This is a genomic window from Arthrobacter sp. 2MCAF15 (genome assembly GCF_052115605.1).
Classification (GTDB): domain Bacteria; phylum Actinomycetota; class Actinomycetes; order Actinomycetales; family Micrococcaceae; genus Arthrobacter.
This window is the reverse complement of sequence record NZ_JBFRGZ010000003.1, coordinates 1-11184: the sequence shown is the minus strand read 5'-3', so window position 1 is coordinate 11184 and position 11184 is coordinate 1. Positions and strand designations below refer to the sequence as shown.

Here is an 11184-nt window from a genome sequence, read left to right as displayed (position 1 = left end):
CATGCTGGCCCGGAGGCCCGGAAGCTCCGGTCGTTCCCTGGCGCTCGATGCCGGGAGGCCGGCGGGCCCGGAGCTACTTCGGTTGGAAGGCCCCGATGATCAGCAGGTTGATGTCGGTGTTCGTGCAGGCGTCCAGCTGCTGCGCGACGAACAGCGAAGCCGTGTCATCGGGCGGGTAGACCCGGAATCCAGCCGCCGGCGTGCGGGTGCAGTCCGGATAGTTGGCGGCCTGGGTGTAGCGCAGCGTGGCGGAGCCTGCCTTCCCGGGGGCGAGCATGACATCGGAGACCGGGGTTGAGTCATCGCGCGTGGCGGCAGCGCCGATCGGCTCTCCATCCGCCCCGGCTGTGAGGGAGACGCCCGCATAGCCCTTCAGCAGGCACGGTTCGGTGCCGGAGTTGGTCAGGATCAGCTGCATGTAGATGCTGCCCGCCGCGCCGCCGCCGCTGGAGTCGGTGGTTGCCGTCAGGCTGGCGGCCTGGCACAGCGCGGGGCCGGTCTGGGCCGCCTGCGAGGACGCGGGGGCGGGCGAGGATTCCGTGGCCGTCGCGGAGGCCGAGGGCTCGCTCGAAGTGCTGGCGGAAGCTGTGGGCGGGGAGGTGGCTGGCTGGGGCTGCGCGGAACTGCCCCCGCAGCCGCTAAGGAAGAGAGCCGCCGCGGCAGCCGATGTCACAACCAGTGCGTGCTTCATTCGCTGAGACCTCATGGCTCAACAATTATGCCCGCCGTTGCCTTAGTCAACGATGCCACGGCAACCGGGCCTGATTGATGCCCGGATTGTGATTTCCGGGCATCAGCCGAGGTCAGGTGGCCAGGGAGTCGCTGCTGCTAGTCGGTCTCAGGGCCGGAGCAGTAGTGGCAGTCCTCCGGGCAGGAGGCGGTGACGGCGGATAGTGGATCCGTCCAAGCGGCAGCGCCGGCCGTGGGGTTTGCCCACTGGATTGGCTGCTGAACCTTGTTTACCGGCTGAAGCCTGTTTAGCGGCTGAGCCGTGTTTACCGGCTGAAGCGTGTTTAGCGGCTGCGCCGTGGCTTCCCGTCGATCAGTCATCAGCATGGCGTGCTCCTTCGGGGTCTGCGGCGCTCAGTTCGAAGCCGTCGGCGACATGGAACAGCCTCCGGTGTCCGCCCTTGGAGACCACCCACACGACGGCGCCGTCGGCGGTGCGGGTGTCCACGCGTCCCGCGTGTTCCAGGCGGCCGTCCCGGTGGACGTGGACGGCGTCGCCGATCTCGACGTCGTCCCACTGGGCGGGGCGGCTGGAGAACCGGTTCTTCTGCAATGTCATGAGGATTCCTGAACGGTCACGGGCAAACGATGATGTGATCCAGCTAACCGTGGGAAGCCACTTACCCTCAATGGCCAAGTGAATGAAGCATTGCCGCCCCGTTGTGCAGGAGTCCAGACGCCCGGTGCCCACCCGGCGTCCAGAACCCGGCACTAGCCGTTCCGGTGCGCGTCAGCGCCGGCCGCTGGAGTGCGGCTGGCCCGGCGGGCCAGCCACGCAAATGTGGGCGGTGGCGGCGGTGGAACAGTGTGGGCTCCCGGCCCGGCGCTCCCGGCCGCAGACCGGCGCCGGCGCAGCTCCAGGGCAAGGCTCTGCTGGCCGCGTGCCATCGCCCAGCGGTGGTTGGCGGCGAAGCCGGGCTTGAAGAGCCAGCTCAGCCGGCGCAGCAGGGCCTTGGCGGCGCTGACCCGCCAATCGTAGGTGATGACGGTTTCCGGTCCGTCCGGCTCGAAGGTCCACCGGCCGGTGCCGTTGAGGTCGCCGGCCGCGGTGAGGGCGAAACCGCGGGCAGTGACCGGCTCCGTGACCGTGAGGGTCCAGCGAAGCGTATAGGGCAGCCAGCCCTTCGTGTGGAGGCGGCAGGGGCGGGGAAAGCCGGGACCAAGCTCCGGCCCGCCAGCCTCGGGCTCGGCGCTGAGATAGACGGAGGGCCACCAGCGGGGCATGGCCATGGCATCGCCCAGGACGGCCGCGACTTCCTCCGGCGTCCCTGCCACCCGCCAGACGGTCTGGAATTCGTAGTCTGTGCTGCCCATCGGGGCCTCCCGGCATGTTCTCCGTCCGCGGGTGCAGCCGCGGCCGGCGCGGATCGATGCAGGCGACCGTACTCAGAAGGACGTGCCCGGTCAATGGGCCCGGCGGAAGCGCCTTCGCGGCCTCCGGACCGGGGATCTCTGCATCGTGTCCCGCGGCGAGGGCGTGGACGGCGCGTCGCCGACCCGTGCGGCCCGGCCGTCCAGCGGTCCGGCTTTGGCCCGAAGGTATGAAAAAATGAAGGATCAGTTCTCCTAGAGGAAGCAAAGGGAACGTGCCTAGAGAAAGCACCGCGGACGCAGGGGTGGATTCAGCCCCGAGCATGAACGATGTGGCGCGCGTGGCACGTGTCTCGCTGGGCACTGTTTCCAATGTCCTGAACAAACCCGAAATCGTGGCGGAGCGGACCCGATTGCGCGTCCAGGCCGCCATTGATGAGCTGGGCTTTGTCCGTAACTCTGCGGCGCGTTCACTGGCGGCCGGCAGCAGCCGGACGATTGGCCTGGTCCTGACGGATGTTGGCAACTCCCTCTTCGTGGACATTGCCCGCGGCGCAGAAAGTGCCGCGCACGAGAACGGCCATGCCCTGCTGCTGGCGAACAGCGACGTCGACCTGCAGAAGCAGGAAGGGTATCTCGATATTTTTGATGAGGCCCGCGTCGCCGGGATCATCCTTGCCCCGCTGGACGCAGGGTTGGAAGGCGTGGACCGGGTGCGCCGCCATGGCCGCCACATCGTCCTGGTCAACTACGCCGGAGGCCGCACCGACTGCTGCAGCGTGCTGGTTGACGAAGAGCATGGCGGGTATCTCGCGGCCCGGCACCTCATTGACCTGGGCCGTCAACGGCTGGTGTTCGCCGGCGGCCCCGATAACCTGCACGCCGTAAACGATCGTCGCAAGGGGGCCATGCGCGCCGCGTCCGAGACCCGGGGGGCTGTCTCGCTCGAGGTGATCATGGGCCGGAGCCTCAACAGCCCTGAGGGGCGCCGAATTGCGGGGGACCTGGCCAGCCGGGGCCGCAGCAGGATGCCCGACGGCATCATCGCGCCGTCGGACCAGTTGGCAGCGGGCATCATTCACGAACTCACGGGAACGTACGGGCTGCGGGTGCCGCAGGATATCGCGGTGATCGGGTACGACAACAACCAGTTCGCCACCGAGGGCGCCATACCGATGTCCACTATTGGCCAGCCGGGTCGGGAGATGGGCCGGGTGGCCACAAAGCTACTCCTGGAGGAGGTCAGCCAGGGCGGCCAGCACGTGCACCGCAACTTGATGCTGGAACCTACCCTGTTTGCCCGGGCAAGCACCTTGGGCCGCTGAGCCCCGAACCGCTGAGCCCCGAACCGCTGAGCCCCGAACCGCTGAACGCCGAACAGCTGAACGCCGAACCGCTGAACGCCGAACAGCTGAACGCCGAACAGCGCCGGGGCGGTATTCCGCCCCGGCGCCGCCGTGAGTCCTAAGCCGCCGTGAGTCCTAAGTCGCAGTGAGTCCTAGGCCACTGGCTCCACGGCGTAGCTGAACGCCCCCGAGCCCACCTCAAACGGCGCCCTGCCGGGGAGCTCCACGCGGGCCGTGCAACCGGTGGGGACGTCCACCTGCACGTTCAAGCCACTCTCGTCCAGGGTCCAGGAGATGCTGGCTGTCCCATACGGTGTTTCGTGCCGCGCCGAGGCGTGGCTGAGTCCTCCACCGGGCCGGGGTTTGAAGAGGATTCCGCGGTAGCCCGGTTCCAGCGGCGAAATTCCGGCCACCACGCGGTGCATCCAGTCCGCCACCGCGCCCAGCGCGTAGTGGTTGAAGGAGGTCATGTTTCCCGGGTTGACGGTGCCGTCGGGCTGCATGGCGTCCCAGCGTTCCCAGATGGTGGTGCCGCCCTGTTCCACGGCGTAGAGCCAGGAGGGGCATTCCTTCTCGAGCAGCAGATCATAGGCGGTGTCCAGCGCGCCCACGTCGGTCAGTGCATCTGAGATGACCGGCGTGCCCGCGAAACCGGTCGCAATCCTGTTTCCGCCGTCGGCCACCAGTTCGGCCAGGCGCCCCCCGGCCAGCTGTTTCTGCTCTTCACTCGGGAACAGGTCGAAGACGATGGCAAGTGCGTATGCTGTCTGCGCGTCCCCGGCAACGGCCCCAGTGGGGTAGACGTATTCGGCCGCGAAGGCCTTGGCGACGGCCCGCCCGAGCTCGGTGTAGTGCAGCTCGTCTGTCGTGTATCCCAGGACGCTGGCGATCTTCCCCAGGTGGGCTGCAGACCAGGCAAAGTAGGCCGTTGCCACCAGGTAGGGGTCCGTCTTGGCCGCGGTGGGGTCGTGCGGCGGGGCCGTCGGATCAAGCCAGTCGCCGAGCTGGAAGCCGGTGTTCCACAGGTGGCTGCCGCCGGCCTTGGCGTCCATGAGGTCCACCCACGCTTTGGCGCTGGCGTACTGGTCCCGGAGCACCTGGGTGTCCCCGAAGCGCTGGTAGATGGTCCACGGTGTCAGGACCGCTACGTCGCCCCATACGGCGCCGGGACGGATGGGAGTCCACTCCTCGCCGCCGGGGATGACCGGGACGTACCACGGAATGGTTCCGTCCGGGAGCTGTTCGACGGCGACGTCCTTGAGCCAGGAGGTCAGCATTCCGGAGCAGTCGTATAGGAACGAAGCCGTGGGTGCGAAGACCTGGATGTCTCCGGTCCAACCGAGCCGTTCGTCGCGCTGCGGGCAGTCGGTGGGGATGTCCACGAAGTTGCCGCGCATGCTCCAGCGGACGTTTTCGTGGAGGCGGTTGAGGTCCGGGTTGGAGCTGTCGAACCAGCCGGTGCGTTCCATGTCCGTGTGGTAGACGCGGGCCACCACGTTTTCACTGATGTCCCCGCCGGTCCAACTCCCGATTTCGGCGTAGCGGAAGCCGTGGATGGTGAAGCGCGGCTCCCAGGTTTCCGGTTCCGTGCCGGCAATCGTGTAGGAGTCGGTGGAGACGGCCCGGCGGAGCGGGCGGGTGAAGAGTTCACCGTCCTGCAGCACTTCGGCATGGCGCAGGGTGACCTGGTCGCCCGACTTGCCCTGCACGGTGACCCGCAGCCGGCCCACCAGATTCTGGCCAAAGTCCACCAGCACCTTGCCTGCCGGGCTGGTGAAGACGCGGACGGGGCGGACTTCCTCAGTGCAGCGGACCGGCGGGCCGTCCGGAGCAACAAGGGTTGCCGGATCGCGTTCGACGGTTGTGACCGGACTCCAGCCGCCGTCGTCGAATCCGGGCTGGCTCCAGCCGGCCGGCAACTGCCGGGCGTCATAGCTTTCGCCCTCGTAGAGGCCGGTGAAGCCGATGGGACCAAACCCGGCCTTCCACGACGCGTCGGTGCCCACCACGGTGACGGATCCGTCGTCGTGCGTGATGTGGAGCTGCGCCAGCAGGGCCAGCTTGTCCCCGTAGAGGTTGCGGTAGCCGTCGTGGAAGCCGATCCGCCCGCGGTACCAGCCGTCGGCGAGCCAGCTTCCGACGGCGTTGCCCCCTTCGCGGACCAGCTCCGTCACGTCGTAGGTGCAGTAGCGCAGCCTTTCACCGTAGACGGTCCAGCCGGGGGAGAGGATGTCCGCGCCCACCCGCGTGCCGTTGATTTCCACTTCAAACAGGCCGTGGGCCGTGACGTAAAGCCTGGCTTTGGCGATGGGGGACTGTACGGAAAACTCGCGCCGGAGCAGCGGAGGCCGGCGGTCCGATTCCGGGTCTTCATCCCACGCCGGCGTGATGGCAGAGGCGATCCAGTCCCCGGAATCCAGAAGACCGGCCTCAACAGTGGCAGCCTCACTCCAGTCACTGGGCTCTCCGTCAGTTCCGGTTGCCCCTGCCTCCGCTGTGCCCCAGACACGGACCCGGACGGATGCTTCTTCCCCGGAGCGCAGGGGGTCTCCGGACCAGGGCACCAGGACGGACTCTCCCGACGCGATGGGACTGCTGAGGACAGCTCTACCGTCCCGGGTGGTTTCGACCTGGTATGCCGTTTGGGTCCAGCCCGGGGCTCCCGTCGTCTTCCACGAGATGCGGGGCGAGCTTTCGCCAATGCCGAGGGCCTCGCGGTGGTGTTCGAAGGTTGCCGGCATAACTGTGGTTGGCATGGTGTGTTTCTCCAGAATAAGTTTCGGACGGAAATTCGGGTTGCCCGCGGTGGGACCGGACGGACATGGCATCAGGGCAGCCGATCAGCCTTTGACGGCGCCGCCGGCGAGGCCCTTCATGACGCGCTGGTTGAGGAACAGGTAGAGAACCAGGGTTCCCAGGACGTTGATGCAGATGGCGGCGAAAAGGGGACCGTACTGGACGGCACCGAATTCTCCGGTGAAGTTCAGGAGCCCGACCTGGATGGTGCTCAGGTCCGCGTTGTTGGTGAAGGTCAGCGCGATCAGCAGGTCGTTCCAGATGAAGAAGAACTGGACCAGCGCGACCGTGAACACTGCGTTGCGGACCATGGGGAAGCCGATGGAGAAGAAGGCCCGGATCATGCTGGCACCGTCCAGGGTGGCGGCCTCGAAGACTTCCCGCGGCACGGCGCGGAAATAGGTGGCCATCATGAACACCGTCAGCGGCAGCCCGGTGGCGGTGTAGGTGATGATCAGCGGCCAGAGCGTGCCGGTGAGGCCGACCTGGAAGTAGGCGGAAAACAGTGGGAGCAGGATCATCTGCCCGGGGACCATGATTCCGGCCAGGAAGACCAGGAGGACCGTGCTACGGCCTTTCCAGACGAGGACTTCCAGGGCGAACCCGGCGGCCACGCCGAACAGAACGATCAGGAACAGCGAGGGGATCGTCGCGATGAGGCTGTTGCCCACATAGGTGGCGATATTTCCGGTCGTCCAGGCCTCGACGTAGTTGTCGAAGTTGAAGTTTTGCGGCAGGGCCCAGACCGGACTGTTGAGGAACTCGTCCTGGGTCTTGAAGGAGCCCATGAACAGCCAGAGAAGGGGATAGATTTCGACGACGAGCAGTATGGCGATCAGGATCTGGACCGGTGCGCGCTTGATGAACTTGACCGGTGAGGTGCGGGTCCGCTGGGGGGCGGCCGGGGGCTTCTGGCTGGCGCGGGTGGGCAGCGTGGTTTGTGCGGTCATCGTCGGTCAGTCCTTGGTGAGGTCGCGGCGGGACGAGCGGAAAATGAAGAGTGTGACGATCAGGCACAGGATCGTCAGCAGCAACGCGATGGAGCTGCCGTACCCGTAGTCGCCGTAGGTGAACGAGGTGCGGAACATCAGCAGCGTCAGGGGAGTTGTCGCGCTGCCGGGGCCGCCGTTTGTCAGGGCCACGATGGAGTCGAAGACCTTCAGGGTGCCGTTGATGCTGAAGATCACCGACGAGAGCAGCACCGGCAGGGACAAGGGCAGGACGATATGCCGGAGCAGGTGCAGTCCCCGGGCGCCGTCGAGGCGGGCGGATTCGAGGATGTCTTCGGGGATGTCGACCAGGCCGGTGTAGAGCAGGACCGCGTAGAAGCCCATGGACCGCCAGAGGTCCATGATGACGATGACCAGGAAGGCCGTGTTGCCGTCGCCGAGCCAGTCGATCGAACCGAGGCCCACAGCGTTCATGGCCGAGTTCACCAGGCCGTTTTGCGGGGCGATTTCGAACATCTTCTGGAACAGCAGGGCGACGGCGACCGTGGGGAGCACCACTGGGAAGAAAACCAGGGTGCGGACCAGGGTGGATCCGCGTTTCAGGGCGAAGACGTAGAGCAGGGACAGCATGTATCCGAGCAGGACCTGGCCGATCGTGATGACGACGGCGTAGCGGAGGGTGAACCAGAGGGCCTCGCCGACGGCGGGGTCGGTGAAGAGCTTTTCGAAGTTTGAAGTTCCGGCGAAGGTGAAGCCTGTGATGGCGTTGCCGGAAAGGAAGGTGTAGCCGGCCGACCAGAATACTGGCAGCAGCATGGCCACGGTGTAAACCAATAGGGCCGGGCCGAGAAGGACGACGATGGCCTTTTTGTCTCCCAGGACGTTGTTCATGGTGCTTCTTTCATCGGAATATGAGTGGCTGACCGCCGGGGCCGGCGTGCGCCGGCCCCGGCCGGGCAGGCTACTTCGAGTTCAGATCGTTCTGGACGAGTTCCATGAACTTCTGCGGGGTGATGCTGCCGGACGCGAGGCCGGCGGCGTTGGTCTGGCTCGTGGTGGTGGCCTTGGTGCTGAAGAGCGCCTCGAACCACAGCACGCTTTCCTTCGTGTTGTTAACCGTTTCCTGGGTGGACTTGACCAGCGGCGGAATGCTGTCCACCGGGGTGTTCAGCTTGAACCCGGAGATCGAGTTCTTGTCCTTGAGGGCCGCGCTGCCGTAGTTGCTGGCGATGCACTTGAGCCAGGCGGAGGCGTTGCTGTCGTACTTCTTGGCGTTGAACGTCATGGGCAGGCCGACGTTCGCGGCGTACTGGCTGTCGATGCCCTTGCCGCCGCTGACCTTCGGGAACGACATGAAGCCGATGTTCTCTTCGCCGATCTTGTTTTGGGCCTTGTCATTGAAGTTCGAAAGGATCCAGCTGCCCATGTAGAACATGCCGGCTTTCCCGCTGAGGAACTGCGACGCCGCGGTGTCGTAGTCGATCGAGCCGACGCCCTGGCCGAAGTAGCCCTTGGCGCCGAGATCGGCCACGGCCTGGGCGGCCTTGACGTATTCCGGGTCGGTAAGCTTCGCCTGGCCGTCGGCCACCTTCTTCAGGGCATCCGGACCGAGATCGCTGAACAGGTAGCCGCTGACCAGGCGGGTGAGCGGCCAGCCCTGCTTTCCGGACGCGGCAAGCGGCGTGATGCCCGCGGCCTTGAGTTTTTCACCTGCGGCAACGAAGTCATCCCAGGTCTTCGGCTCGCTAATGCCGTTGTCGGAGAAGATTTTCTTGTTGTACCAAATGCCCTCCACGTTGTACTGGTACGGCAGCACGTTCAGCTTCCCGCCGTACAGGGACTTGATGGTGGCCGCCGCTCCCGGAAGGATGGCATCGGAGATGTTCAGGTCCTTGAGCGCCTTTTCGAAGTCCAGGACGTTGCCGGACTTGTCCAGGTCCTGCGTCAGGGCAGGGGCGTTGCCGGCCGCAAACTGGGCCGGCAGGGCGCTTTGCCCGGCAAGCAGCTGCAGCTTTTGGTCCAGGCTGGTCTGCGGGACGGTCTCGACCTTCAGCGGAGCAGCAGCGTTCTCTGCTTTGCATTGATCCTTGCTCAGGGCCTCCAGCTCGCCACGGATGGTCGTGTTCTCGACATTGGTCAGATAGCCGAAGTCCTTCGACCCCTGGGCGGACGACCCTCCGGCTGCGCCGCAGCCGGTGAGCAGCAGGGCCAGCGCACCGGCTGACGCGACGAGCGGGGCAATAGCGCGGGCCTTGGGCCGCGACAGTACAGAAACCACAGTTCCTCCTTGAAGTGTGCTCCGAATTGAAGCGTTTCAAGAATCGAGTATGGAGCCCTGTCCGGAATGTGTCAACCATCACCCCATCCCCGCCATTTCTGATGACGCCGCCCAAGATCCCTTCGAACTGTTGACCATCGGGCCGGGTAGGCCATAAAGTTGAATCGATACAAATTAAAGCGTTTCAACTCTTCGGCGGGACGCCCGCAGCGTGGCACCGGGCGGTTCCGTCGGGAGTCTCCGGACGGCGTCGGAGATCCTGGAACAGAGATTCAAGGAAGAATCCATGACTAGCTCTACCGATGTCCTCTCGTCCCGCCAGGTCTGGTGGACAGCCACCATCGCCGGAATGGCCTCGTACCTGGACGCAGCAGCAATCGTCACGACGGGCACGGCACTTGTCCTTTTTCAAAGCGCATTCCGCCTCGGTCCGGCGGAGATTGGCCAGCTCTCAGCCCTGCTGACGGTCATGATCGCGGCCGGCGCCCTGGTGGGCGGCCGGATGGGGGACCGGTTTGGCCGGCGCAAGGTCTTCACGTGGACCATGTGGGTCTTTGCGCTCGGCGGCCTTTCCCTCGTCCTCGCGACAGGTCCAGGCATGTTGTATGCCGGAGTGGTCCTGCTTGGCTTCGCGGCCGGCGCGGACCTTCCTGTATCGATGGCGATGATTTCTGAGAGCGCTCCCCCCGGAAAGAAGGGCAAGATGGTCACCTTCTCCCACGTTTTGTGGATGGCGGGTGTCCTGGTGGTCATGGTCCTGGGAATGGTCGTCGGTGACCTCGGGGAGGTTGGCGCGCGGATCCTGTACGGCCACCTGCTCGTGGTTGCACTCGTTGTCCTGGTGCTGCGTGCAGGGCTTCCGGAATCGCGGGAGTGGACTAAAGCACGCCTCGAATCTGCTGGGGAGCAGGTGGATCTCGGTTCCCTTCGGCACCTGGTGCGCTCCCGGTACCTGGGTCCGCTCGTAGCGACCGGACTCTTCTACGCGATCGCCAACGTGGCCGCAAACACCAACGGACAGTTCAGCACCTACCTCTACACGAACGTTGCCGGGGCCAGCGTGGCCACAGCCTCTGCTTTCGGTTTGCTCGGCTTCGGCTGCAGCTTCATCGGCATGTTCGCCACCATGAGGGTTGTTGACACGCGCTGGAGGATGCCTGTTTTCACGGTGGCAACCTCCATTTCCATCGCCGCGTTCATCATCCCCGCGACACTCGGCGTGAGCACGTGGACACTGGCCGTCATGGGTGTCCTTTATTCCGTTGGCGGCGCAATCGCAGGCGAACCGATGTTCAAGGTCTGGTCCCAGGAGCTATTCCCCACCAAGCACCGCAGCAGCGCCCAGGGGATCACCATCGCCTTCACCCGGGTCGTGGCAGCGGCCATTGCCCTCGTCACTCCGCAAATCATCGCGGGAGGAGCCCAGGCTTTGTTCATCTTCCTGGTCGTGACGACGCTGGCCTCATGCCTGATCGGAATCCTGTGGCTCGCCAGGATCCCCAAAGCTACCGACGCAGCCGCAGCGCGGCGCACAGGGATACAGGTCGGCGCCCGGTAGCCGTATTTCATGCGAACGCAGAAAACGGACTGCAGGGCGGTGCCGATCATCCGGGAAGAAGTTCGATGCCGCTAGATGTACTGCGCCGGGACGTTGTTGACACTTTGGGCTTGAAAACGAGGAGGACCTCCGGGCTTAGTGGAGCTGTCTAGTTCACACACTTTGCGCTCGGAGGTCCTCGTGTCCCACGTTAATGCCCGACTGACAGTTCATGGA

The 11184-nt window shown here is 65.3% G+C and carries 9 protein-coding genes; 2 read left to right on the top strand and 7 right to left on the bottom strand.

The window, feature by feature from the left end; translation table 11 throughout:
- Window positions 1-73: 73 nt before the first annotated feature.
- The 3 genes from AB4089_RS03715 to AB4089_RS03705 form a co-directional block, all read right to left on the bottom strand.
- Window positions 74-691: a DUF4232 domain-containing protein gene (locus AB4089_RS03715; RefSeq protein WP_441407955.1), complete on the bottom strand. Its 618-nt coding sequence runs from the start codon at window positions 689-691 to the stop codon at window positions 74-76.
- A 351-nt stretch (window positions 692-1042) separates the two neighbouring features.
- The gene (locus AB4089_RS03710; RefSeq protein ID WP_441407954.1) at window positions 1043-1288 is read right to left on the bottom strand and encodes a hypothetical protein; all 246 of its coding nucleotides are present in this window, start codon (window positions 1286-1288) and stop codon (window positions 1043-1045) included.
- 152 nt (window positions 1289-1440) lie between these two features.
- Entirely contained in the window at window positions 1441-2043 is a 603-nt protein-coding gene (locus AB4089_RS03705) for an SRPBCC family protein (RefSeq protein WP_441407953.1), read from the bottom strand.
- A gap of 320 nt (window positions 2044-2363) precedes the next feature.
- Here AB4089_RS03705 and AB4089_RS03700 point away from each other — a divergent pair, with 320 nt between their 5' ends.
- Window positions 2364-3365, top strand: a complete 1002-nt coding sequence (locus AB4089_RS03700; protein ID WP_441407952.1) for a LacI family DNA-binding transcriptional regulator — start codon at window positions 2364-2366, stop codon at window positions 3363-3365.
- Window positions 3366-3538: 173 nt separating this feature from the next.
- Here AB4089_RS03700 and AB4089_RS03695 read toward each other — a convergent pair whose 3' ends face one another.
- The 4 genes from AB4089_RS03695 to AB4089_RS03680 all read right to left on the bottom strand — a co-directional run bounded on the left by AB4089_RS03695 (window position 3539) and on the right by AB4089_RS03680 (window position 9410).
- Window positions 3539-6142, bottom strand: coding sequence for a family 78 glycoside hydrolase catalytic domain (locus AB4089_RS03695; protein ID WP_441407951.1), 2604 nt, complete (start codon window positions 6140-6142; stop codon window positions 3539-3541).
- Window positions 6143-6226: 84 nt separating this feature from the next.
- Entirely contained in the window at window positions 6227-7132 is a 906-nt protein-coding gene (locus AB4089_RS03690; RefSeq protein WP_441407950.1) for a carbohydrate ABC transporter permease, read from the bottom strand.
- Between the two features lie 6 nt (window positions 7133-7138).
- Window positions 7139-8023: a carbohydrate ABC transporter permease gene (locus tag AB4089_RS03685; RefSeq protein WP_441407949.1), complete on the bottom strand. Its 885-nt coding sequence runs from the start codon at window positions 8021-8023 to the stop codon at window positions 7139-7141.
- Between the two features lie 70 nt (window positions 8024-8093).
- Window positions 8094-9410, bottom strand: a complete 1317-nt coding sequence (locus tag AB4089_RS03680; protein ID WP_441407948.1) for an ABC transporter substrate-binding protein — start codon at window positions 9408-9410, stop codon at window positions 8094-8096.
- A gap of 286 nt (window positions 9411-9696) precedes the next feature.
- Between AB4089_RS03680 and AB4089_RS03675 the strand changes: the two genes are divergently transcribed.
- Complete coding sequence (locus AB4089_RS03675) at window positions 9697-10968, top strand: MFS transporter (protein WP_441407947.1); 1272 nt, start codon at window positions 9697-9699, stop codon at window positions 10966-10968.
- The last annotated feature ends 216 nt before the right edge of the window (window positions 10969-11184 follow it).